The organism is Klebsiella sp. GFKo11 (assembly GCF_056490265.1).
Genome location: NZ_CM151369.1, coordinates 529,611 through 552,455 on the forward strand (window position 1 = coordinate 529,611; position 22,845 = coordinate 552,455).

Genomic DNA, 22,845 nt, shown 5'->3' on the forward strand with positions numbered 1-22,845 from the left:
TTATTATTATTTATCAGTAGATTACCTTTTCAGGGAAATAATACATTTTTATGCTTGCTTAATATGTGTCTTAAGGACATTATTAATTGTGTCGAAGGGACATAATTGTGAGGGGAGAGTGATGAGTATGAAATTGACGTTAACCCTGGATAACCAGACTTACACTATCGCCAACGGTGTTTTTCCTGATGGCGCTGTCTGGCTGAAGGTGACTAATCCGTTGCCATCCTCTGCCCGCCTGATGTGCATTCGCGCTGCTGCGATGCGGGATATGAACGACTTTATGTTGCTTGCGCAACTGGTGGACGCGGTCCGTCACCAGACCGATGTTCTGGTCAGCCACCTCGAACTACCCTGGCTACCGTGGGCGCGCCAGGACCGACATATGGTTGCTGGTGACAGTTTTGCGCTGAGAGTCTTTGCTACTCAACTCAACACGCTGAAGTTCGATAAGGTGAAAGTGCTTGATCCTCACAGCGACGCTGCGGCGGCGGCAATAGATAACTTTGTGGCGATTCCACAGGAGAGGTGCCTGTTGCTGAGTACGACTCTATGCCATCGGTTTCAGCAAAAGGCGCTAATGCTGGTGGCGCCAGATGCGGGGGCGCTGAAAAAAATTGATGCCGTAGCCAGAGCAACAGGCGTCTCGGAGTACGCCATTCTGAGCAAAAAACGTGATGTGGCAAGCGGCAACCTGACAGGCTTTGCGCTGGTTGCGGGTGATGTCAGGGGCAGGGATCTGCTGATTGTTGACGATTTATGCGACGCCGGCGGCACCTTTATCGGTTCGGCGCAGGTGTTGCGCGATGCTGGTGCCCGCAGCGTCAGCTTGTATGTGACACACGGCATTTTTTCAAAAGGCGTTGAACATCTGCTGAACAACGGCGTTGATGCCATCTATACCACCACTTCTTTGGCTGCTCCGACGCTGGCACATCCGCAGCTTGAACTTATCGACATTGACGCGATCTACTGCGCTTAAGGGAGAAATCATCATGAAAATTAACCCTATTCTGGCTATTGATGGCTACAAAGTTTCTCACCGTGCGCAATATCCCCAGGGTACGACGCGGGTCTATTCCAACTTCACTCCGCGTAGCGATCGTTTTTTCCAGTCTCCGTTGGCAGATGGCAAGCTAGTGTTTTTCGGTCTGCAGGGCTTTTTGCAGTGGTTCCTTGTCGATCAGTTCAACGAGGCATTTTTTGCTCGTCCGGAAGATGAAGTGGTGAACGAATATAAGCAGGTCATGGATGGTTATCTTGGTCGCGATGCGGTCCCGGTGGATCATATTCGCGACCTACATCGTCTGGGCTATCTGCCGCTGCACATTAAATCGCTGGATGAAGGCACAAAAGTGCCGATGAAGGTGCCGGTATTGACCATCATTAATACGAAAGAAGAATTTTTCTGGCTGGTGAATTACCTGGAAACGGTGCTTTCGGCAGAGCTTTGGAAGGCATCCACCAATGCCACTATTGCCCATCACTATCGCAAAATTTGCGAACGCTGGGCGGAAAAGACCTGTAGCGATCTGACCCATCTCGATTTTCAGTGTCACGATTTTTCATTTCGCGGTATGGCCGGATTGCAGGATGCCGCCCAGGCGGGGTGTGGGCATTTGTTAAGCTTCAAGGGGACCGATAGCATTCCGGCACTGCTCTATGCTCGCGATTACTATACCGAAAGTGAAGACTATTTTATCGGCGCCAGCATCCCGGCGACTGAGCATAGTGTGATGTGTATGGGGGAGCGTGAGCATGAGATAGAAACCTTCCGTCGTCTGATTGCCGATATTTATCCGCAGGGATTTGTTTCTATCGTCTCCGATACCTGGGACTACTGGCAGGTACTGAGTGAATTTACCCGCGAACTGAAGGGGATCATTATGCAGCGCCAGGGACGGGTTGTATTCCGCCCGGATAGCGGTGATCCGGTTGAGATCCTGTGCGGTACTGCTGCTAGCGATGATGTACGTACTGAACGAAGTGTCGAAGAGAAAGGCTCTGTCGAGGTGCTGTGGGAGATTTTTGGCGGCACAATAAATGATAAAGGCTACAAGGTATTGGATCCCCATGTGGGCCTGATTTACGGTGATTCCATTACCCTCGCCAGAGCTGATGAGATCATGCGTCGTCTGGAAGCGAAGGGTTTCGCCAGTTCTAATGTGGTGTTCGGCGTGGGCTCCTTTACCTACCAGTACAATACGCGCGATACCTTTGGTTTTGCGATGAAAGCAACCTGGGGGGAAGTCAGTGGCGAAGGGCGAATGATTTTCAAAGAGCCAAAAACGGATAATGGCCTGAAACGTTCGGCCCGCGGTCTTTTACGGGTTGAGCGCGATGCTCTGGGAGAGCTGCAGCTGTATGATGAACAAACTCTGGAGCAGGAGCTGCAGGGAGAGCTAAAAACTCGCTTCCTCGATGGCAAAGTGTTCCGCCGCGAACATCTTGAACAGATACGCGCCCGGTTGGCAGCGCAGCGTTAAGGGCTAATACCTGTTCCGGCAATCCTGATTCTGATTTTCAGATGGCGTAGGCTATCGTCGGGGTGGTAGTGGTAAAGTTGTTGCGGCGCTTGAGGCTTTCGGCCTCTTGCTACAAATGGCATCTGGCAGAAAGAAGAAAGCCCCGCAAGTTAACTCTAAATTAACCTACGAGGCCATCCTGATGCCAGACAACATCAGACTAGCCTCTTACCTGTCGAAAGGCAAGGAGAAGGAAGCCATGAAAATGCCGCGAAATTCGCTGATATGGTGTGTATTAATCGTTTGTATAACGCTTTTAGCGTTTACCTGGCTCACTCGACAAACCTTGTGTGAACTGCGATATCACACGCTGGAAACGGAATTCGCTGCGACTCTGGCTTACGAATCTGGTAAGTAGCTGGCAAGGCGGGGAAACCCGCCTTGACTGGGTGTCTCACATCACTCCGGCGCCTTTAGAGGCTGCTTGAAATCGCGAGCAGCCTCTACTCTACTGCAGCATCTGTTCCAGTTGTTCTTGTGCGTCCAGCCAGGCCATTTCACACTCTTCAAGCCCGGACTTTGCATTGGCTTGTTGCTGTAAACACTCAGTAAGCTCTGCTTTACGGCTCTGGTCGTATAAGCCGCTATCGCCCAGCTTCTCTTCCGCCTGCGTTAGACTGGCGTTCAGTTTCTCCATCTCTTTTTCCAGGCGAGCAATCTCTTTACGCAGCGGTTGGGTTTGCGTGCGCAGCTCGGCTTCCCGGCGTTTTTGATCTTTACGCGCTTGAGCGCTGTTGGCGCTCTCTTTTGATTCTTCTGACGCCTGGCTTTCCTGCTTTTGCGAGTCGCTTAGCCATTGCTGATAATCTTCCAGATCGCCGTCAAAAGGCTCGACTTTACTGTCGTGCACCAGATAGAGGTCGTCAGTGGTGGAGCGAATCAGATGGCGGTCATGCGAGACCACCACCAGTGCGCCTTCAAAATCAATCAGCGCTTCGGTTAAGGCCTGGCGCATATCGAGATCGAGGTGGTTAGTCGGTTCATCAAGCAGCAGCAGGTTTGGCCGCTGCCAGACGATTAACGCCAGCACCAGGCGCGCCTTTTCACCGCCGGAGAAGCGCTGGGTCTCTTCATTGACCTTGTCGCTTTGAAAACCAAAGCCGCCGAGATAGTCGCGCAGCTTCTGTTCCAGCACCTGCGGAGCCAGACGGGCCAGATGCTGCAGCGGGGATTCGTCAGCGCGCAGGAACTCAAGCTGATGCTGAGCGAAGTAGCCAAGTTTGATTCCCTTCGCCAGGCCAATCTCACCGCGTAGCGGCTGTAACTCACCGGCCAGCAGTTTTATCAGCGTCGATTTACCGGCACCGTTGCGCCCCAGCAGACCGATGCGTGAACCCGGAACCAGGTTCAGCTTGATCGAGTCGAGAATCACTCGCTCGCCATAACCGGCGCTGACCTTTTCCATCTTCAGTAGCGGGTTCGGCAGGCTTTCCGGTGCGCGGAAGCTAAAATGGAACGGATTATCGACGTGGGCCGGTGCGATAAGCTCCATGCGCTCAAGCATCTTGATACGGCTCTGCGCCTGCTTAGCTTTGGTAGCCTGCGCACGGAAGCGATCGATATAGCTTTGCAAGTGAGCGACGCGCAATTGCTGGCTTTCGTATGTTGCCTGTTGCTGTGCCAAGCGGGTGGCGCGCTGTATCTCAAATGAGCTGTAGTTGCCCGTATACTCGAACATCGACTGCTGCTCGATATGAATAATCTTGTCGATGATGGGGTCAAGGAAATCGCGATCGTGAGAGATCAAAATCAGGGTGCCGGCATAGCCTTTGAGCCACTTTTCCAGCCAGATGACCGCATCGAGGTCAAGGTGGTTGGTCGGTTCATCAAGTAGCAGCAGGTCAGAGCGACAAATTAGCGCCTGTGCCAGATTAAGGCGCATACGCCAGCCGCCGGAAAAGTCACTTACCGGCTGCTCCAACTGCTCATTACTGAAACCCAGACCATGCAACAGACTGGCCGCGCGCGAACGTATGGTCCAGGCGTCGACAGCGTCGAGTTTACCGTGCACCGTCGCGATGGCGTGACCGTCATTACGTTCATTGGCCAGGTTTAAATCGGCCTCAAGCTGGCGAAATTCGCGGTCGCCATCAATGACATAATCAATGGCTGGTTGCGGTAACGCCGGGGTTTCCTGGTTAACCCACGCCAGCTGCCAGTTGCCAGGAAAAGTCATAGTGCCACCATCGGCGCTAATCTCGTTTTTCAAAAGCGAAAGCAGGGTGGATTTACCGCAGCCGTTTTTGCCCACCAGACCGACTTTTTGCCCAGGGTTGATGGTGGCGGTTGCGTTATCCAGCAGGACGCGTACGCCGCGACGAATTTGTAACGAGGAGAAAACAATCATAAGGCGCCGTATGTTCTGATTATGTTAATTTGTCATTATGATAATGTAGTGTGGAGCGAATCGCTCAACCGGGCCGCAATGGTAGCCCAAAATGAAGACGATACACAAAGTCATTCTGGTTGCGTCGGGACGCAGCCGCTGCACAGGCCGCCAGAAGACGCTCGGGAGGGGAAAGATGTCTCAGACAGCGAAGGTTTTGCTGCTGTATGCCCACCCAGAATCTCAGGATTCCGTGGCCAACCGGGTTTTGCTTGAACCGGCCTTACAGTTGTCGAATGTCACCGTGCACGATCTCTACGCGCACTATCCAGATTTTTTTATCGATATTGCCTGGGAGCAGGAGTTACTGCGTCAGTATGAGGTGATCGTTTTCCAGCATCCGCTATATACCTGGAGTTGCCCGGCACTGCTGAAAGAGTGGCTGGACAGGGTATTGAGCCGCGGCTTTGCCAGCGGAGCCGGGGGAAACCAACTGGCGGGAAAGTACTGGCGGAGTGTGATTACCACTGGTGAGCTGGAGAGCGCCTATCGGCGGGATGCCCATCGCTATCCGATGAACGACATCCTGCGTCCTTTTGAACTGACCGCTGGCATGTGCAGAATGCACTGGATGAGCCCCATTATCGTCTACTGGGCGCGGCGGCAATCCCCCAACGACTTGAAAAGCCACGCGCGCGCCTATCGCGACTGGTTGGCTAACCCTATAACGGCAGGAGGTTCAAATGGCGGGAGCTGATCTGCTGTTGGCGGGGGTGTTGTTTCTGTTTGCCGCCGTGGTTGCGGTACCCTTGGCGGCGAGGCTGGGGATTGGTGCCGTGCTGGGGTATCTGTTGGCCGGTATTGCCATTGGCCCGTGGGGATTGGGTTTCATTAGCGATGTCGATGAAATTCTTCATTTCTCAGAGTTAGGCGTTGTTTTCCTGATGTTTATCATCGGGCTAGAGCTGAATCCGGCCAAGCTCTGGCGGTTAAGAAGCTCAATTTTTGGCGTAGGTGCCGCGCAGGTCGCCCTGAGTGCGCTCATTCTTGGCGGTTTGCTCATGCTTAGCGACTTCTCATGGCAGGCTGCAGTGGTTGGCGGAATTGGGTTGGCAATGTCTTCAACCGCCATGGCGCTACAGCTCATGCGTGAGAAAGGGATGAGCCGCAGCGAATCCGGACAGTTAGGTTTCTCCGTATTGCTGTTCCAGGATCTGGCAGTTATCCCTGCTCTTGCGCTGGTTCCTCTACTTGCTGGCTCGGGCGATGATCATTTTGATTGGGCTACTGTGGGGATAAAGGTCCTGGCCTTCGGTGGGATGCTGGTCGGTGGGCGCTACCTACTGCGACCGGTTTTCCGTTTTATCGCTGGTTCCGGTGTGCGAGAGGTTTTTACCGCTGCGACCCTGCTGTTGGTACTCGGATCGGCGCTATTTATGGATGCGCTCGGCTTATCGATGGCTCTGGGGACGTTTATAGCGGGCGTACTGCTGGCAGAGAGCGAGTATCGTCATGAACTAGAAATCGCCATTGAGCCGTTTAAAGGGCTGCTGCTCGGATTGTTCTTTATTTCCGTTGGTATGGCGCTGAATCTCGGAGTGCTGTACACCCATCTGCTATGGGTTATCGCCAGCGTCGCAATACTGGTCGCGGTGAAAGGAGGAGTCCTGTATCTGCTGGCGCGAGTTTACGGCTTACGTAGCTCGGAGCGCATGCAGTTTGCAGGCGTTCTAAGCCAAGGGGGAGAGTTCGCCTTTGTGTTGTTTTCGATGCCCGCTTCGCTTCGTCTGTTTCAAAACGATCAGATGGCGCTGCTGTTGGTCACGGTGACATTGTCGATGATGACCACGCCGCTGCTTATGACGCTAATCGATAAAGTGCTTTCGCGGCGGTTTAATCAGCCTGAAGAAGAGGATGAGGCTCCGTGGGTTGAGGATGATAAACCACAGGTCATTATCGTCGGCTTTGGGCGTTTCGGGCAGGTGATTGGCCGCCTGCTGATGGCGAATAAAATGCGCATTACGGTGCTGGAGCGCGATATCAGTGCGGTAAACCTGATGCGTAAATACGGCTATAAAGTCTACTTTGGCGACGCGACGCAGCTCGAACTGCTGCGTGCCGCGGGGGCTGAGGACGCACAATCGATAGTGATCACCTGTAACGAGCCAGAGGATACGATGAGGCTTGTGGAGATGTGCCAGCAGCATTTTCCGCATCTGAATATTCTGGCGCGAGCTCGGGGACGCGTTGAGGCGCATGAGCTTTTGCAGGCTGGAGTGGCGCAATTTTCGCGCGAGACGTTCTCCAGTGCGCTGGAGTTGGGACGTAAAGCGCTTATCTCTATAGGTATGCATCCACACCAGGCACAGCGTGCGCAACTGCACTTTCGTCGTCTCGATATGCGAATGCTGCGTGAGTTAATGCCGGTGCATACTGATACCCTGCAGATATCCCGCGTGCGTGAAGCCAGGCGCGAGCTGGAAGAGATCTTTCAGCGAGAGATGCAAAAAGAGAGCAGGCAGTTAGACGGCTGGGATGAGTTTGAATAAAAGGTAAATAATATGGCGGTGCGTAAACGTTTTATTGCCGGTGCGAAATGTCCGGCGTGCCAGGCTCTGGATTCGCTGGCAATGTGGCGTGAAAATAATGTCGATATTGTTGAATGCGTTAAGTGCGGCCACCAGATGCGTGAGGCTGATAAGGAAGTTCGCGATCATGTTCGCAAAGAGGAGCAAGTGATAGGCATTTTTCATCCGGACTAGCGTTATCTATCGGCTTTTTTTAAGCTAGAGGGTACACGGCTGCAGAATTCCGCTACAATCTGCGCCACTATTCTTCCCTTGCTCAGGAGATATCATGAAAGTAGCAAAAGACCTGGTGGTCAGCCTGGCCTATCAGGTACGTACAGAAGACGGTGTGTTGGTTGATGAGTCTCCGGCAAGCGCGCCGCTGGACTACCTGCATGGTCACGGCTCCCTGATTTCCGGCCTGGAAAATGCGCTGGATGGTCACGTAGTGGGCGACAAGTTTGATGTAGAAGTCGGCGCTAACGACGCATACGGACAGTACGATGAAAACCTGGTTCAGCGCGTTCCTAAAGACGTTTTCATGGGTGTTGATGAACTGCAGGTAGGCATGCGCTTCCTGGCAGAAACCGACCAGGGCCCGGTACCGGTTGAAATCACTGAAGTGGGTGATGAGCACGTTGTTGTTGACGGTAACCACATGTTGGCTGGCCAGAATCTGAAGTTCAATGTTGAAGTTATCGCGATTCGCGAAGCAACGGCTGAAGAGCTGGAGCACGGTCATGTCCACGGCGCGAATGGACACGATCATGACCATGACCACGATCATGACGGTTGCTGCGGTGGCCACGGTCACGGCCATGACCACGAACATGGTAAAGGTGGTTGCGGCGGTAATGGCGGTTGCGGTTGCCACTAATTCCATCGCATTAGCGTTCTGGAATAAAAAAAGCGGGGAAACCCGCTTTTTTTACGCCATTAGTAATGGGGCGGAGGCGTCTCTTCTGCCTGTGAGGCGATATGTGATGGTTGAGTTGCTTTTAGCTTTTCTACCATTAAGCGTAAATGTTCACGCATCCTGGCCATTTCGATCTCGTGAGCGGTGACGGTCTTGTTGAGGTCTTCAATAGTGATTTCCTGGAACGCTAACCTGCTCTCCAGTTCCGCAAGGCGAGTCTCTAAAGTGCTATCGTGCATGAGTAACCTCTTCTGTCCTATTCTGCGGTCGGATTCTACTGAAGTTTCAGCATCCGCGCAGCATCGTTGCGTGTGGCAGGAAACTAATTCATACAAAAATAGTCCTAAATGAGGCGATATTCAGGAACGTCTGTATGTAGATTTGCTCTACAACGTTCTATAGTACGTTTTTTGCTTTTTACGATAACCCTGGGGTGAGATGCCCCGGCCCTGGAGAAATGGATGAAATCACTGTTTAAAGTAACGCTGCTGGCGACCACAATGGCCGTCGCCATGAATGCACCGCTGACCTTTGCTGCTGATACCGCAGCGAAAGCAGCACCTGCAACGGAAAGCAAATCGGCATTCAAAAATGACGATCAGAAATCTGCTTATGCGCTGGGTGCATCACTGGGACGTTACATGGAAAACTCCCTGAAAGAACAAGAAAAACTGGGTATCAAGCTGGATAAAGACCAGCTGATCGCCGGCGTTCAGGACGCTTTTGCCAATAAGAGCAAACTGTCCGATCAGGAGATCGAACAGACTCTGCAGACATTTGAAACTCGTGTAAAAACTGCTGCTCAGCAGAAAATGGAAAAAGATGCATCTGAAAACGATGCAAAAGGTAAAGCTTACCGCGACACCTTTGCTAAAGAGAAAGGTGTGAAAACCTCTAAATCCGGCCTGCTGTATAAAGTTGAGAAAGCCGGTACTGGCGATGCGCCTAAAGATAGCGATACTGTCGTCGTAAACTACAAAGGTACGCTGATCGATGGTAAAGAGTTTGATAACTCCTACACCCGTGGCGAGCCGCTATCCTTCCGCCTGGACGGCGTTATCCCTGGCTGGACAGAAGGTCTGAAAAATATTAAGAAAGGCGGGAAAATTCAACTGGTTATCCCACCGGACCTGGCTTACGGAAAAACTGGCGTTCCGGGAATTCCTGCGAACTCCACGCTGGTCTTTGATGTAGAGCTGCTGGATATCAAACCGGCACCAAAGGCTGATGCCAAGCCTGAAGCTGCCGCAGAAGCACCGGCCGCTGACGCCAAGAAGTAATCTGGTTTAAGCCGCCGCCTTTACAGGCGGCGGTTTTTTTATTGAGGGCAAATATAATTAAAACTGGCAAGAACCTCAGACGCTGTATTACTTTAGATAGATTAATAATGATGATGAGCCTGCCCTGACAATAACGACAGGCTCCTGAAAAGGAGTGCTTTTTTTCATGTCCAGGTCGCTTTTAACCAACGAGACCAGCGAGCTTGATTTGCTGGATCAACGTCCTTTTGACCAGACCGACTTTGATATCCTCAAATCCTATGAAGCGGTGGTGGACGGGTTAGCGATGCTCATCGGTTCCCACTGTGAAATCGTACTGCATTCGTTGCAGGACTTAAAATGTTCCGCTATCCGTATCGCCAACGGTGAACATACTGGCCGTCAAATCGGCTCGCCAATCACTGACCTTGCGCTGCGTATGCTGCACGATATGACCGGGGCCGATAGCAGCGTTTCCAAATGCTATTTTACTCGCGCCAAAAGCGGCGTGCTGATGAAGTCGGTCACGATTGCAATTCGCAACCGTGAACATAGGGTCATTGGCCTACTGTGCATCAACATGAACCTCGATGTGCCGTTCTCGCAAATAATGAGCACCTTCATTCCGCCTGAAACGACGGAAGTGAATTCGCAGGTCAACTTTGCCTCATCGGTAGACGATCTGGTTGCGCAGACGCTTGAGTTCACTATCGAAGAGGTGAATGCCGATCGTAACGTTTCTAACAATGCCAAAAACCGCCAGATAGTCCTTAATCTTTATGAAAAAGGCATCTTTGACATCAAAGATGCCATCAACCAGGTTGCCGATAGGTTGAATATCTCTAAACACACGGTGTATCTCTACATTCGTCAGTTTAAAAGCGGAGATTTCCAGGGGCTGGAGAAGTAATGCGCTTTGCGATTACGGTGACGGGACCTGCTTACGGTACGCAGTTGGCCAGCAGCGCATTGCAATTTGCCCATGCTGTTTTGCAGGAAGGCCATGAACTGGTCAGCATCTTTTTCTATCGCGAAGGTGTTTATAACGCAAACCAGCTATCAGCACCGGCTAGCGATGAGTTTGATCTGGTTCGTGCATGGCAATCGTTACATGACGATCACGCTGTTTCCTTGCATATCTGCGTGGCCGCGGCTTTGCGTCGAGGAGTTGTGGATCAACAGGAAGCACAACAGCTGGGATTACCAGCCTGTAATTTACAGCCTGGATTTACGCTGAGCGGATTAGGTGCGCTGGCGGAAGCCGCGTTAACCTGCGACCGGATGGTACAGTTCTGATGAAGCGCGTAGCTTTTGTTTTTTCCTCTACTCCTCACGGCTCAGCATCCGGCAGAGAAGGGTTGGATGCACTGCTTGCAACATCCGCTCTGACGGAGGAAATCGGTGTATTCTTCATCGGAGATGGCGTGTTCCAGTTACTTCCAGGGCAGCGGCCCGCAGCGGTGCTGGCACGCGACTATATCTCTACCTTCAAACTTTTATCGCTCTACGATATTGAGCAATGCTGGGTCTGTGCGGCTTCTGCACGTGAACGCGGCCTGAATTCTTCGACGCCATGGATCGTAGATGCCGAGTGGCTGGAGCCAGAGGCTTTACGAACCCAGCTTGACGATTTTAACGTGATACTGCGTTTTTGAGGTTCGCATGCTCCACACATTAAGCACATCTCCCTGGCATGCTGATACTGCGACAATGCTTCGTTTGATAAAAGAAGGAGACGACCTCCTGCTGATGTCTGATGGCGTCGTCGCAGCAGTTGCCGGGAGTCGTTTCCTTGAAATTCTGCAATCTGCCCCCATAACCATTCATGTTCTGCAAGAAGATATCGAAGCCCGTGGGCTGGGTGGTCAAATTGCGGACAGTGTCGTCAGGCTTAGCTATACTGATTTCGTCAGACTTACAGTCAAACACCCTGGGCAATTAGCCTGGTAATGGCGGGATCGTTGTATATTTCTTGACACCTTTTCAGCACCGCCCTAGAATTCTGCGTCCTCATATTATATGAGGCGATTTATTACATGTTTACGAAGCAAAAGCTAAAACCAGGAGCTATTTAATGGCAACAATTAACCAGCTGGTACGCAAACCACGCGCACGCAAAGTTGCAAAGAGCAACGTGCCTGCGCTGGAAGCCTGCCCGCAGAAACGTGGCGTATGTACTCGTGTATATACTACCACTCCTAAAAAACCGAACTCCGCACTGCGTAAAGTATGTCGTGTTCGTTTGACTAACGGTTTTGAAGTTTCTTCATATATCGGTGGTGAAGGCCACAACCTGCAGGAGCACTCCGTGATCCTGATCCGTGGCGGTCGTGTAAAAGACCTTCCGGGTGTTCGTTACCATACCGTTCGTGGTGCGCTTGACTGCTCCGGCGTTAAAGACCGTAAGCAAGCACGCTCCAAGTATGGCGTGAAACGTCCTAAGGCTTAATGGTTCTCCGTTAAGTAAGGCCAAACGTTTTATATTAATGTCAAACTAAACTCTTTGAGTTTTGGACAATCCTGAATTAACAACGGAGTATTTCCATGCCACGTCGTCGCGTCATTGGTCAGCGTAAAATCCTGCCGGATCCTAAGTTCGGATCAGAACTGCTGGCTAAATTTGTCAATATCCTGATGGTAGATGGTAAAAAATCTACTGCAGAAGCAATCGTATACAGCGCGCTGGAGACCCTGGCTCAGCGCTCTGGTAAAAATGAACTGGAAGCTTTCGAAGTCGCTCTCGACAACGTGCGCCCGACTGTAGAAGTTAAGTCTCGCCGCGTTGGTGGTTCTACTTATCAGGTACCAGTTGAAGTCCGTCCGGTTCGTCGTAATGCCCTGGCAATGCGTTGGATCGTTGAAGCTGCTCGTAAACGTGGTGATAAATCCATGGCTCTGCGTCTGGCGAACGAACTCTCTGATGCTGCAGACAACAAAGGTACTGCAGTTAAGAAACGTGAAGACGTTCACCGCATGGCAGAAGCCAACAAGGCGTTCGCACACTACCGTTGGTAATCCCTTCGGAGTCATAGTCACCAGGCGGGCGCTTCAAGTAAGCCGCCCGTTTTGGATAACTTAACTGAACGCCTAAAGAAATAAACGAGGAATCAAATGGCTCGTACAACACCCATCGCACGCTACCGTAACATTGGTATCAGTGCGCACATCGACGCCGGTAAAACTACTACTACCGAACGTATTCTGTTCTACACCGGTGTAAACCATAAGATCGGTGAAGTTCATGACGGCGCTGCCACCATGGACTGGATGGAACAGGAACAGGAACGTGGTATCACTATCACTTCCGCAGCGACTACTGCATTTTGGTCTGGTATGGCTAAGCAGTATGAGCCGCATCGCGTAAACATCATCGACACCCCGGGGCACGTTGACTTCACAATCGAAGTAGAACGTTCCATGCGTGTTCTTGATGGTGCGGTAATGGTTTACTGCGCAGTTGGTGGTGTTCAGCCGCAGTCTGAAACCGTATGGCGTCAGGCAAACAAATATAAAGTTCCACGCATTGCGTTCGTTAACAAAATGGACCGTATGGGTGCGAACTTCCTGAAAGTTGTTGGTCAGATCAAATCCCGCCTGGGCGCGACTCCGGTTCCGCTGCAGCTGGCAATTGGTGCTGAAGAGCATTTCACTGGTGTTGTTGACCTGGTGAAAATGAAAGCCATCAACTGGAGCGAAGAAGACGCGGGTGTAACCTTCACTTACGAAGATATTCCAGCTGACATGCAGGACCTGGCCGAAGAATGGCACCAGAACCTGATCGAGTCCGCTGCTGAAGCTTCTGAAGAGCTGATGGAGAAATACCTGGGTGGTGAAGAACTGACTGAAGAAGAGATCAAAGTAGCTCTGCGTCAGCGCGTTCTGAACAACGAAATCATCCTGGTAACCTGTGGTTCTGCGTTCAAGAACAAAGGTGTTCAGGCGATGCTGGATGCGGTAATTGATTACCTGCCATCCCCGGTTGATGTACCTGCGATCAACGGTATGTTGGACGACGGTAAAGATACTCCTGCTGAACGTCACGCTAGCGATGATGAGCCGTTTGCTGCTCTGGCATTTAAAATCGCGACCGACCCGTTTGTAGGTAACCTGACCTTCTTCCGCGTGTATTCCGGTGTGGTTAACTCTGGTGATACCATCCTGAACTCCGTGAAAGCAGCACGTGAGCGTTTTGGTCGTATCGTTCAGATGCACGCTAACAAGCGTGAAGAGATCAAAGAAGTTCGCGCGGGCGACATCGCTGCAGCTATCGGTCTGAAAGACGTAACTACGGGTGACACTCTGTGTGATCCAAACGCGCCGATCATTCTGGAGCGTATGGAATTCCCTGAGCCGGTAATCTCTATCGCGGTTGAACCAAAAACCAAAGCTGACCAGGAAAAAATGGGTCTGGCTCTGGGCCGTCTGGCTAAAGAAGACCCGTCTTTCCGCGTATGGACTGACGAAGAATCTAACCAGACTATCATCGCCGGTATGGGTGAGCTGCACCTCGACATCATCGTTGACCGTATGAAGCGTGAATTCAACGTTGAAGCGAACGTTGGTAAACCTCAGGTTGCTTACCGTGAAGCGATTCGCGCGAAAGTTACTGATATCGAAGGTAAACACGCTAAGCAGTCTGGTGGTCGCGGTCAGTATGGTCACGTCATTATTGACATGTATCCGCTGGAGCCGGGCTCTAACCCGAAAGGTTACGAGTTCATCAACGACATCAAAGGTGGTGTAATTCCTGGTGAATACATCCCGGCCGTTGATAAAGGCATCCAGGAGCAGCTGAAAGCTGGTCCTCTGGCTGGTTACCCGGTAGTTGACCTGGGCGTGCGTCTGCACTTCGGTTCTTACCACGACGTTGACTCCTCCGAACTGGCGTTTAAACTGGCCGCTTCTATTGCCTTTAAAGATGGCTTTAAGAAAGCGAAACCAGTTCTGCTTGAGCCGATCATGAAGGTTGAAGTAGAAACTCCGGAAGAGAATACTGGTGATGTTATCGGTGACCTTAGCCGTCGTCGCGGTATGCTGCGCGGTCAGGAATCCAACGTGACTGGCGTTGTGATTCACGCTGAAGTTCCGCTGTCTGAAATGTTTGGATATGCAACTCAGCTGCGTTCTCTGACCAAAGGTCGTGCTTCTTACTCTATGGAGTTCCTGAAGTATGATGATGCGCCGAATAACGTTGCTCAGGCCGTAATCGAAGCCCGTGGTAAATAAGCCGCAGGGTTAAAACCAAAGTCCCGTGCTCTCTCCTGAAGGGGAGAGCACTATAGTAAGGAATATAGCCGTGTCTAAAGAAAAATTTGAACGTACAAAACCGCACGTCAACGTCGGTACTATCGGCCACGTTGACCATGGTAAAACTACTCTGACCGCTGCAATCACTACCGTACTGGCTAAAACCTACGGCGGTGCTGCTCGCGCATTCGACCAGATCGATAACGCGCCGGAAGAAAAAGCTCGTGGTATCACCATCAACACTTCTCACGTTGAATATGACACCCCGACTCGCCACTACGCACACGTAGACTGCCCGGGCCACGCCGACTATGTTAAAAACATGATCACCGGTGCTGCGCAGATGGATGGCGCGATCCTGGTTGTTGCTGCGACTGACGGCCCGATGCCGCAGACTCGTGAGCACATCCTGCTGGGTCGTCAGGTAGGCGTTCCGTACATCATCGTGTTCCTGAACAAATGCGACATGGTTGATGACGAAGAGCTGCTGGAACTGGTCGAAATGGAAGTTCGTGAACTTCTGTCTCAGTACGATTTCCCGGGCGACGACACTCCGATCGTTCGTGGTTCTGCTCTGAAAGCGCTGGAAGGCGAAGCAGAGTGGGAAGCGAAAATCATCGAACTGGCTGGCTTCCTGGATTCTTACATCCCGGAACCAGAGCGTGCGATTGACAAGCCGTTCCTGCTGCCTATCGAAGACGTATTCTCCATCTCCGGTCGTGGTACCGTTGTTACCGGCCGTGTAGAGCGTGGTATTGTTAAAGTTGGCGAAGAAGTTGAAATCGTTGGTATCAAAGAGACTGCGAAGTCTACCTGTACCGGCGTTGAAATGTTCCGCAAACTGCTGGACGAAGGCCGTGCTGGTGAGAACGTAGGTGTTCTGCTGCGTGGTATCAAACGTGAAGAAATCGAACGTGGTCAGGTACTGGCTAAGCCGGGTTCAATCAAGCCGCACACCAAATTCGAATCTGAAGTTTATATTCTGTCCAAAGATGAAGGCGGTCGTCATACTCCGTTCTTCAAAGGCTATCGTCCGCAGTTCTACTTCCGTACAACTGACGTGACTGGCACCATCGAACTGCCGGAAGGCGTAGAGATGGTTATGCCGGGCGACAACATCAAAATGGTTGTTACCCTGATCCACCCAATCGCAATGGACGACGGTCTGCGTTTCGCAATCCGTGAAGGCGGCCGTACCGTTGGCGCGGGCGTTGTTGCTAAAGTTCTGGGCTAATTATTAGTTCTGAATTAGAAAAGGGCGCTTAGGCGCCCTTTTTGCTGTCGACTATTTGAGTTAACGAGGGAGATTGTTTACAGAAATTAGTGCAGGCGTATATTTAATAAACAGGCTATTGTAATCATAACTATTCTCATTTACACTTTGCATATAAGTTGAACGGGAGTCTGTATGTACGTTTGTCTGTGTAATGGTGTAAACGATAAAAAAATTCGTCAGGCTGTGCGTCAATTCCACCCCCAGTCTTTTCAACAACTAAGAAAATTTATTCCCGTTGGAAATCAATGCGGTAAGTGCATTCGCGCAGCTCGAGAAATTATGGAAGATGAATTAACTCGCATGCCAGAATATCAAGAGATTGCCTGAAGCCCTCCTGCTTTTTTTGACATCTCTATAGGTCGAACTACGCTTCAATAAGTGGAAGCGGAGGGACTATATAATGAAAGGTGATGTCAAAATCATAACTTATCTCAATAAATTATTGGGAAATGAGCTTGTCGCAATTAATCAATACTTTCTCCACGCGAGAATGTTTAAGAACTGGGGCCTGATGCGCCTCAACGATGTCGAATACCACGAATCCATTGATGAAATGAAACATGCCGATAAGTATATCGAGCGTATTTTGTTTCTCGAAGGAATCCCTAACCTACAAGATCTTGGCAAACTGCGCATCGGCGAGGATGTCGAGGAGATGCTGCAATCTGATTTACGGTTGGAACTGGAAGGGGCTAAAGATTTGCGAGAAGCTATTGCCTATGCCGATAGTGTCTATGACTACGTCAGCCGCGATATGCTAATTGAGATCCTTACAGACGAAGAAAGCCACATTGATTGGTTGGAAACTGAGCTCGACTTAATCGGTAAAATTGGCCTACAGAATTATCTTCAGTCACAAATTAAGGTGGCGGACTAATAAGCGTCTGCCATCCACACCAAAGACCCGCTGCTGCCAGAAAAGGGCCAAAAGGCAGCGGGTTGTATAATACCTGCCTTTTTCTTCCCGCTATGATCTTCATCCCAAGTGTGACACATGCGAGTATGGTTGCAATAAGCACTAGTTTAGGTAATACGCTCCATCCATGCCAGGCCCCAAGAGCGGCCAGAAATTTAACGTCACCGTAACCGATGCCTTCATATCCGCGCAGTCCTCTGTATAACCAGTAGATAGTAGCAAAGGACACATAGCCAGCGATCGCCCCCCATACTGCGCTTGAAAGAGTACTTTCTGATAAATATAGATGATAAAGCAAACCAACCCAGAGTAGGGGGCAGGTAAATCGATCTGGAAGCAGACCACTTCGGTAGTCGCACCAACAGAGCATGAGCGATAACCCACAGTACAAAATAATAAATATTGAGGAAGTGATGAACATGGATAGTTCCTGTGATATGGCTGTAGTAGTGAGGGTGCTGAGAAGTCGTTCATGTAGCAAAGGCCAATAATGTGCAATGGAAGTAGTCATCAGATGTATTTGCCTGCATTTCACAGCGTTGCTGAACATGATGATCCCTGCTCTCAGAAGCCAGTGATGAATTACTAGACAATGCTTGCGTTGCGGCTGAATTTGCGTATAATGCGCGGGCCTGTCAAAGTTGACGGCCGGTTCGATATGAACCCTGATAGCGAAACTGGCTATCAAACAATGTTCCCAATTGGGGAACTATGTAAGAACGGTTACACTCTCCCATCAATCGTAATGGGTATGAGGAGTAACCATTTCGTCTATAAAATAATTGGAGCTCTGGTCTCATGCAGAACCAAAGAATCCGTATCCGCCTTAAAGCGTTTGATCATCGTCTGATCGATCAATCAACCGCGGAAATCGTCGAGACTGCTAAGCGCACTGGTGCGCAAGTCCGTGGTCCGATCCCGCTGCCGACCCGCAAAGAACGTTTCACCGTTCTGATCTCTCCGCACGTCAACAAAGACGCGCGCGATCAGTACGAGATTCGTACTCACAAGCGTCTGGTTGACATCGTTGAGCCAACTGAAAAAACCGTTGATGCTCTGATGCGTCTGGATCTGGCTGCCGGTGTAGACGTGCAGATCAGCCTGGGTTAATCAGGTCATCGAGCGATTGAGAGGTTGATACAATGATTGGTTTAGTCGGTAAAAAAGTGGGCATGACCCGCATCTTCACTGAAGATGGCGTATCTATCCCAGTAACCGTTATCGAAGTTGAAGCAAACCGCGTTACTCAGATCAAAGATCTGGCTAACGATGGCTATCGCGCTGTTCAGGTTACCACTGGTGCTAAAAAAGCTAACCGTGTAACCAAGCCGGAAGCTGGTCACTTTGCTAAAGCTGGCGTAGAAGCTGGCCGCGGCCTGTGGGAGTTCCGTCTGGCAGATGGTGAAGAATACACCGTTGGTCAGAACATTAGCGTTGAACTGTTTGCTGACGTTAAAAAAGTTGACGTAACCGGTACCTCTAAAGGTAAAGGTTTCGCTGGTACCGTTAAGCGCTGGAACTTCCGTACCCAGGATGCTACCCACGGTAACTCCTTGTCTCACCGCGTTCCGGGTTCTATCGGTCAGAACCAGACTCCGGGCAAAGTGTTCAAAGGCAAGAAAATGGCAGGTCAGCTGGGCAACGAACGCGTCACTGTTCAGAGCCTGGACGTAGTACGTGTTGACGCTGAGCGCAACCTGCTGCTGGTTAAAGGTGGAGTTCCGGGTGCAACCGGCTGCGACCTGATCGTTAAACCAGCTGTGAAGGCGTAAGGGGATAGCAATGGAATTAGTATTGAAAGACGCGCAGAGCGCGCTGACTGTTTCCGAAACTACCTTCGGTCGTGATTTCAACGAAGCGCTGGTTCACCAGGTTGTTGTTGCTTATGCAGCTGGTGCTCGTCAGGGTACTCGTGCTCAGAAGACTCGTGCTGAAGTAACTGGTTCAGGCAAAAAGCCGTGGCGCCAGAAAGGTACCGGCCGTGCGCGTTCAGGTTCTATCAAGAGCCCGATCTGGCGTTCAGGTGGCGTAACCTTCGCTGCACGTCCGCAGGACCACAGTCAAAAAGTTAACAAAAAGATGTACCGCGGCGCGCTGAAAAGCATTCTGTCCGAACTGGTACGTCAGGATCGTCTGATCGTTGTCGAGACGTTCTCTGTAGAAGCGCCTAAAACTAAGCTGCTGGCACAGAAACTGAAAGACATGGCTCTGGAAGATGTGCTGATCATCACCGGTGAGCTGGACGAAAACCTGTTCCTGGCTGCGCGCAACCTGCACAAGGTTGACGTACGCGATGCAACTGGTATTGACCCGGTTAGCCTGATCGCCTTCGACAAAGTCGTAATGACTGCTGATGCTGTTAAGCAAGTTGAGGAGATGCTGGCATGATTCGTGAAGAACGTTTACTGAAGGTGCTGCGTGCACCGCACGTTTCTGAAAAAGCGTCTGCTGCGATGGAAAAAACCAATACCATCGTTCTCAAAGTTGCTAAAGACGCGACTAAAGCAGAAATCAAAGCTGCTGTGCAGAAACTGTTTGAAGTCGAAGTCGAAGTCGTTAACACCCTGGTAGTTAAAGGGAAAGTTAAACGTCACGGACAGCGTATCGGTCGTCGTAGCGACTGGAAAAAAGCTTACGTCACCCTGAAGGAAGGCCAGAATCTGGACTTCGTTGGCGGCGCTGAGTAAGTCGGAGGAGTAATACAATGGCAGTTGTTAAATGTAAACCGACATCTCCGGGTCGTCGCCACGTCGTTAAAGTGGTCAACCCAGAGCTGCACAAGGGCAAACCTTTTGCTCCGCTGGTTGAAAAAAACAGCAAATCCGGTGGTCGTAACAACAATGGCCGCATCACCACTCGTCATATTGGTGGTGGTCACAAGCAGGCTTACCGTATTGTTGACTTCAAACGCAACAAAGACGGTATCCCGGCAGTTGTTGAACGTCTTGAGTACGATCCGAACCGTTCCGCGAACATCGCGCTGGTTCTGTACAAAGACGGTGAACGCCGTTACATCCTGGCCCCTAAAGGCCTGAAAGCTGGCGACCAGATTCAGTCTGGCGTTGATGCTGCAATCAAAGCAGGTAACACCCTGCCGATGCGCAATATCCCGGTTGGTTCTACCGTTCATAACGTAGAAATGAAACCAGGTAAAGGCGGTCAGCTGGCACGTTCCGCTGGTACTTACGTTCAGATCGTTGCTCGCGATGGTGCTTATGTCACCCTGCGTCTGCGTTCTGGTGAAATGCGTAAAGTCGAAGCAGACTGCCGCGCTACTCTGGGCGAAGTTGGCAATGCTGAGCATATGCTGCGCGTTCTGGGTAAAGCAGGTGCTGCACGCTGGCGTGGTGTTCGTCCTACCGTTCGCGGTACTGCGATGAACCCAGTCGACCACCCACATGGTGGTGGTGAAGGTCGTAACTTTGGTAAGCACCCGGTAACTCCGTGGGGCGTTCAGACCAAAGGTAAGAAGACCCGCAGCAACAAGCGTACTGATAAATTCATCGTACGTCGCCGTAGCAAATAATTTTAGAGGATAAGCCATGCCACGTTCTCTCAAGAAAGGTCCTTTTATTGACCTGCACTTGCTGAAGAAGGTAGAGAAAGCGGTGGAAAGCGGAGACAAGAAGCCCCTGCGCACTTGGTCCCGTCGTTCAACGATCTTTCCTAACATGATCGGTTTGACCATCGCTGTCCATAATGGTCGTCAGCACGTTCCAGTTTTTGTTTCCGACGAAATGGTTGGTCACAAACTGGGTGAATTCGCACCGACTCGTACTTATCGCGGCCATGCTGCTGATAAAAAAGCGAAGAAAAAATAAGGTAGGAGGAAGAGATGGAAACTTTAGCTCAACATCGCCATGCTCGTTCTTCTGCTCAGAAGGTTCGCCTTGTTGCTGACCTGATTCGCGGTAAGAAAGTGTCGCAGGCCCTGGATATTCTGACCTACACCAATAAGAAAGCGGCTGTACTGGTCAAGAAGGTACTGGAATCTGCCATTGCTAACGCTGAACACAACGATGGCGCTGACATTGACGATCTGAAAGTTACGAAAATTTTCGTAGACGAAGGCCCGAGCATGAAGCGCATTATGCCGCGTGCTAAAGGTCGTGCAGATCGCATCCTGAAGCGCACCAGCCACATTACTGTGGTTGTGTCCGATCGCTGAGACTCTGGAGACTAGCAATGGGTCAGAAAGTACATCCTAATGGTATTCGCCTGGGTATTGTCAAACCATGGAACTCTACCTGGTTCGCGAACACCAAAGAATTCGCTGACAACCTGGACAGCGATTTTAAAGTACGTCAGTTCTTAACTAAAGAACTGGCTAAAGCGTCCGTATCTCGCATCGTTATCGAGCGTCCGGCTAAGAGCATTCGTGTAACTATTCACACTGCTCGCCCGGGTATCGTTATCGGTAAGAAAGGCGAAGACGTAGAAAAACTGCGCAAGGTCGTAGCGGATATCGCTGGCGTTCCTGCACAGATCAATATTGCCGAAGTTCGTAAGCCTGAACTGGACGCTAAATTGGTTGCTGACAGCATCACTTCTCAGCTGGAACGTCGCGTTATGTTCCGTCGTGCTATGAAGCGTGCTGTACAGAACGCAATGCGTCTTGGCGCTAAAGGTATTAAAGTTGAAGTTAGCGGCCGTCTGGGCGGCGCGGAAATCGCACGTACCGAATGGTACCGCGAAGGTCGCGTACCGCTGCACACTCTGCGTGCTGACATCGACTACAACACCTCTGAAGCGCACACCACTTACGGTGTAATCGGCGTTAAGGTATGGATCTTCAAAGGTGAGATCCTGGGTGGTATGGCTGCTGTTGAACAACCGGAACCGGCTGCTCAACCTAAAAAGCAGCAGCGTAAAGGCCGTAAATAAGGAGCGTCGCTGATGTTACAACCAAAGCGTACAAAATTCCGTAAAGTGCACAAAGGCCGCAACCGTGGTCTGGCGCAGGGTACGGATGTTAGCTTCGGCACTTTCGGTCTGAAAGCTGTTGGCCGTGGTCGTCTGACTGCACGTCAGATCGAAGCAGCACGTCGTGCTATGACCCGTGCAGTTAAGCGTCAAGGTAAGATCTGGATCCGTGTATTCCCGGACAAACCGATCACTGAGAAGCCGCTGGAAGTTCGTATGGGTAAAGGTAAAGGTAACGTGGAGTACTGGGTTGCCTTGATTCAGCCGGGCAAAGTCCTGTATGAAATGGACGGAGTACCGGAAGAGCTGGCCCGTGAAGCATTCGGCCTGGCAGCAGCGAAACTGCCGATCAAAACCACCTTTGTAACTAAGACGGTGATGTAATGAAAGCAAAAGAGCTGCGTGAAAAAAGCGTTGAAGAGCTGAACGCTGAGCTGCTGAACCTACTGCGTGAGCAGTTCAACCTGCGTATGCAGGCTGCAAGTGGCCAGCTGCAACAGACTCATCTGCTGAAGCAAGTGCGTCGTGATGTTGCACGTGTTAAGACTTTACTGACTCAGAAGGCGGGTGCGTAATGACCGATAAAATCCGTACTCTGCAAGGTCGTGTGGTTAGTGACAAAATGGAGAAATCCATTGTTGTTGCTATCGAACGTATGGTGAAACACCCGGTATACGGTAAATTCATCAAGCGTACGACCAAACTGCACGTACATGACGAGAACAACGAATGCGGTATCGGCGACAAAGTTGAAATCGCTGAGTGCCGTCCGCTGTCCAAGACTAAGTCCTGGACGCTGGTTCGCGTTGTAGAGAAAGCGGTTCTGTAATACAGTACGCATTCTCAACGAATAAACGGCTCAGCAATGAGCCGTTTATTTTTTCTACCCA

The 22,845-nt window shown here is 50.9% G+C and carries 33 protein-coding genes; 30 read left to right on the plus strand and 3 right to left on the minus strand.

Translation table 11 applies throughout. The features are described from left to right. Positions 1-121 precede the first annotated feature (121 nt). From prs to AC07P6_RS02425, 4 genes are all read left to right on the plus strand, one after another. Positions 122-982 (plus strand): ribose-phosphate diphosphokinase, encoded by an 861-nt coding sequence (gene prs / locus AC07P6_RS02410; RefSeq protein ID WP_478315593.1) that lies wholly within the window; start codon positions 122-124, stop codon positions 980-982. 13 nt (positions 983-995) lie between these two features. Beyond that, a complete protein-coding gene (locus AC07P6_RS02415) occupies positions 996-2,486 on the plus strand; it encodes a nicotinate phosphoribosyltransferase (RefSeq protein WP_478315594.1) in 1,491 nt (496 codons plus the stop codon). Between the two features lie 159 nt (positions 2,487-2,645). Beyond that, the gene (locus AC07P6_RS02420) at positions 2,646-2,819 is read left to right on the plus strand and encodes a DUF5431 family protein (protein ID WP_228727519.1); all 174 of its coding nucleotides are present in this window, start codon (positions 2,646-2,648) and stop codon (positions 2,817-2,819) included. Further along, positions 2,764-2,883, plus strand: coding sequence for a Hok/Gef family protein (locus AC07P6_RS02425; RefSeq protein ID WP_228727518.1), 120 nt, complete (start codon positions 2,764-2,766; stop codon positions 2,881-2,883). Before AC07P6_RS02420 ends, AC07P6_RS02425 begins: the two co-directional genes overlap by 56 nt. Before the next feature lie 90 nt (positions 2,884-2,973). Here the strand turns inward: AC07P6_RS02425 and AC07P6_RS02430 are convergent, their stop codons facing one another. Then, positions 2,974-4,872, minus strand: coding sequence for an ABC transporter ATP-binding protein (locus tag AC07P6_RS02430; protein ID WP_304253825.1), 1,899 nt, complete (start codon positions 4,870-4,872; stop codon positions 2,974-2,976). A gap of 175 nt (positions 4,873-5,047) precedes the next feature. Here AC07P6_RS02430 and kefG point away from each other — a divergent pair, with 175 nt between their 5' ends. The 4 genes from kefG (at position 5,048) to slyD (ending at position 8,295) form a co-directional block, all read left to right on the plus strand. Next, positions 5,048-5,608: a glutathione-regulated potassium-efflux system ancillary protein KefG gene (gene kefG, locus AC07P6_RS02435; RefSeq protein ID WP_478315595.1), complete on the plus strand. Its 561-nt coding sequence runs from the start codon at positions 5,048-5,050 to the stop codon at positions 5,606-5,608. Beyond that, positions 5,595-7,400, plus strand: a complete 1,806-nt coding sequence (gene kefB, locus AC07P6_RS02440) for a glutathione-regulated potassium-efflux system protein KefB (RefSeq protein WP_182235110.1) — start codon at positions 5,595-5,597, stop codon at positions 7,398-7,400. The genes kefG and kefB overlap by 14 nt, the downstream gene beginning before the upstream one ends. Before the next feature lie 12 nt (positions 7,401-7,412). After that, positions 7,413-7,613, plus strand: a complete 201-nt coding sequence (locus AC07P6_RS02445; protein ID WP_110274993.1) for a YheV family putative zinc ribbon protein — start codon at positions 7,413-7,415, stop codon at positions 7,611-7,613. A 94-nt stretch (positions 7,614-7,707) separates the two neighbouring features. Then, positions 7,708-8,295 carry a peptidylprolyl isomerase gene (slyD, locus tag AC07P6_RS02450; RefSeq protein ID WP_110274995.1) on the plus strand — a complete coding sequence of 196 codons (588 nt, stop codon included), beginning with the start codon at positions 7,708-7,710 and terminating at the stop codon, positions 8,293-8,295. A 59-nt stretch (positions 8,296-8,354) separates the two neighbouring features. On the opposite strand, the gene AC07P6_RS02455 is transcribed toward slyD, so the two are convergent. Then, complete coding sequence (locus AC07P6_RS02455; protein WP_110274997.1) at positions 8,355-8,573, minus strand: protein SlyX; 219 nt, start codon at positions 8,571-8,573, stop codon at positions 8,355-8,357. A gap of 222 nt (positions 8,574-8,795) precedes the next feature. On the opposite strand from AC07P6_RS02455, the gene fkpA reads away from it, so the two are divergent. The 11 genes from fkpA to bfr all read left to right on the plus strand — a co-directional run bounded on the left by fkpA (position 8,796) and on the right by bfr (position 16,993). After that, positions 8,796-9,614, plus strand: coding sequence for an FKBP-type peptidyl-prolyl cis-trans isomerase (gene fkpA / locus AC07P6_RS02460; RefSeq protein WP_182235109.1), 819 nt, complete (start codon positions 8,796-8,798; stop codon positions 9,612-9,614). A 166-nt stretch (positions 9,615-9,780) separates the two neighbouring features. Next, on the plus strand, positions 9,781-10,503 hold the full coding sequence (locus AC07P6_RS02465; RefSeq protein ID WP_304253820.1) for a helix-turn-helix transcriptional regulator: 723 nt from the start codon (positions 9,781-9,783) through the stop codon (positions 10,501-10,503). Next, positions 10,503-10,889, plus strand: a complete 387-nt coding sequence (gene tusD / locus AC07P6_RS02470) for a sulfurtransferase complex subunit TusD (RefSeq protein WP_181484674.1) — start codon at positions 10,503-10,505, stop codon at positions 10,887-10,889. Before AC07P6_RS02465 ends, tusD begins: the two co-directional genes overlap by 1 nt. Beyond that, positions 10,889-11,248 (plus strand): sulfurtransferase complex subunit TusC, encoded by a 360-nt coding sequence (tusC, locus tag AC07P6_RS02475; protein WP_112214738.1) that lies wholly within the window; start codon positions 10,889-10,891, stop codon positions 11,246-11,248. Before tusD ends, tusC begins: the two co-directional genes overlap by 1 nt. Before the next feature lie 7 nt (positions 11,249-11,255). Next, complete coding sequence (tusB, locus tag AC07P6_RS02480; protein ID WP_110275005.1) at positions 11,256-11,543, plus strand: sulfurtransferase complex subunit TusB; 288 nt, start codon at positions 11,256-11,258, stop codon at positions 11,541-11,543. A 124-nt stretch (positions 11,544-11,667) separates the two neighbouring features. Continuing rightward, on the plus strand, positions 11,668-12,042 hold the full coding sequence (gene rpsL / locus AC07P6_RS02485; protein ID WP_110275007.1) for a 30S ribosomal protein S12: 375 nt from the start codon (positions 11,668-11,670) through the stop codon (positions 12,040-12,042). Between the two features lie 95 nt (positions 12,043-12,137). Beyond that, positions 12,138-12,608, plus strand: coding sequence for a 30S ribosomal protein S7 (rpsG, locus tag AC07P6_RS02490; RefSeq protein ID WP_004106370.1), 471 nt, complete (start codon positions 12,138-12,140; stop codon positions 12,606-12,608). Positions 12,609-12,704: 96 nt separating this feature from the next. After that, entirely contained in the window at positions 12,705-14,819 is a 2,115-nt protein-coding gene (fusA, locus tag AC07P6_RS02495; RefSeq protein ID WP_110275009.1) for an elongation factor G, read from the plus strand. Positions 14,820-14,889: 70 nt separating this feature from the next. After that, positions 14,890-16,074: an elongation factor Tu gene (tuf, locus tag AC07P6_RS02500; RefSeq protein ID WP_110275011.1), complete on the plus strand. Its 1,185-nt coding sequence runs from the start codon at positions 14,890-14,892 to the stop codon at positions 16,072-16,074. A 174-nt stretch (positions 16,075-16,248) separates the two neighbouring features. Continuing rightward, complete coding sequence (gene bfd, locus AC07P6_RS02505; protein WP_110275013.1) at positions 16,249-16,443, plus strand: bacterioferritin-associated ferredoxin; 195 nt, start codon at positions 16,249-16,251, stop codon at positions 16,441-16,443. Between the two features lie 73 nt (positions 16,444-16,516). Continuing rightward, the gene (bfr, locus tag AC07P6_RS02510) at positions 16,517-16,993 is read left to right on the plus strand and encodes a bacterioferritin (RefSeq protein ID WP_110275015.1); all 477 of its coding nucleotides are present in this window, start codon (positions 16,517-16,519) and stop codon (positions 16,991-16,993) included. Here bfr and AC07P6_RS02515 read toward each other — a convergent pair. Beyond that, complete coding sequence (locus AC07P6_RS02515) at positions 16,977-17,453, minus strand: prepilin peptidase (RefSeq protein WP_478315596.1); 477 nt, start codon at positions 17,451-17,453, stop codon at positions 16,977-16,979. The genes bfr and AC07P6_RS02515 overlap by 17 nt on opposite strands. A gap of 377 nt (positions 17,454-17,830) precedes the next feature. On the opposite strand from AC07P6_RS02515, the gene rpsJ reads away from it, so the two are divergent. The 11 genes from rpsJ to rpsQ are packed head-to-tail and all read left to right on the plus strand — an operon-like array spanning position 17,831 to position 22,784. After that, on the plus strand, positions 17,831-18,142 hold the full coding sequence (gene rpsJ / locus AC07P6_RS02520; protein ID WP_001181005.1) for a 30S ribosomal protein S10: 312 nt from the start codon (positions 17,831-17,833) through the stop codon (positions 18,140-18,142). 32 nt (positions 18,143-18,174) lie between these two features. Then, a complete protein-coding gene (gene rplC / locus AC07P6_RS02525) occupies positions 18,175-18,804 on the plus strand; it encodes a 50S ribosomal protein L3 (RefSeq protein ID WP_052284882.1) in 630 nt (209 codons plus the stop codon). A gap of 10 nt (positions 18,805-18,814) precedes the next feature. Then, a complete protein-coding gene (gene rplD / locus AC07P6_RS02530; protein WP_015960716.1) occupies positions 18,815-19,420 on the plus strand; it encodes a 50S ribosomal protein L4 in 606 nt (201 codons plus the stop codon). Then, the gene (rplW, locus tag AC07P6_RS02535; RefSeq protein WP_004868363.1) at positions 19,417-19,719 is read left to right on the plus strand and encodes a 50S ribosomal protein L23; all 303 of its coding nucleotides are present in this window, start codon (positions 19,417-19,419) and stop codon (positions 19,717-19,719) included. The genes rplD and rplW overlap by 4 nt, the downstream gene beginning before the upstream one ends. Positions 19,720-19,736: 17 nt before the next feature. Beyond that, entirely contained in the window at positions 19,737-20,558 is an 822-nt protein-coding gene (gene rplB / locus AC07P6_RS02540; RefSeq protein ID WP_000301869.1) for a 50S ribosomal protein L2, read from the plus strand. Between the two features lie 16 nt (positions 20,559-20,574). After that, positions 20,575-20,853 (plus strand): 30S ribosomal protein S19, encoded by a 279-nt coding sequence (gene rpsS, locus AC07P6_RS02545; RefSeq protein WP_001138115.1) that lies wholly within the window; start codon positions 20,575-20,577, stop codon positions 20,851-20,853. A 14-nt stretch (positions 20,854-20,867) separates the two neighbouring features. Beyond that, complete coding sequence (gene rplV / locus AC07P6_RS02550; RefSeq protein ID WP_000448832.1) at positions 20,868-21,200, plus strand: 50S ribosomal protein L22; 333 nt, start codon at positions 20,868-20,870, stop codon at positions 21,198-21,200. A gap of 17 nt (positions 21,201-21,217) precedes the next feature. Beyond that, the gene (gene rpsC / locus AC07P6_RS02555) at positions 21,218-21,916 is read left to right on the plus strand and encodes a 30S ribosomal protein S3 (RefSeq protein ID WP_002919766.1); all 699 of its coding nucleotides are present in this window, start codon (positions 21,218-21,220) and stop codon (positions 21,914-21,916) included. A gap of 12 nt (positions 21,917-21,928) precedes the next feature. After that, complete coding sequence (rplP, locus tag AC07P6_RS02560; RefSeq protein ID WP_002919759.1) at positions 21,929-22,339, plus strand: 50S ribosomal protein L16; 411 nt, start codon at positions 21,929-21,931, stop codon at positions 22,337-22,339. Continuing rightward, entirely contained in the window at positions 22,339-22,530 is a 192-nt protein-coding gene (rpmC, locus tag AC07P6_RS02565) for a 50S ribosomal protein L29 (RefSeq protein WP_002919754.1), read from the plus strand. The genes rplP and rpmC overlap by 1 nt, the downstream gene beginning before the upstream one ends. Then, positions 22,530-22,784, plus strand: coding sequence for a 30S ribosomal protein S17 (rpsQ, locus tag AC07P6_RS02570; RefSeq protein WP_110275019.1), 255 nt, complete (start codon positions 22,530-22,532; stop codon positions 22,782-22,784). The genes rpmC and rpsQ overlap by 1 nt, the downstream gene beginning before the upstream one ends. Positions 22,785-22,845: the final 61 nt, after the last annotated feature.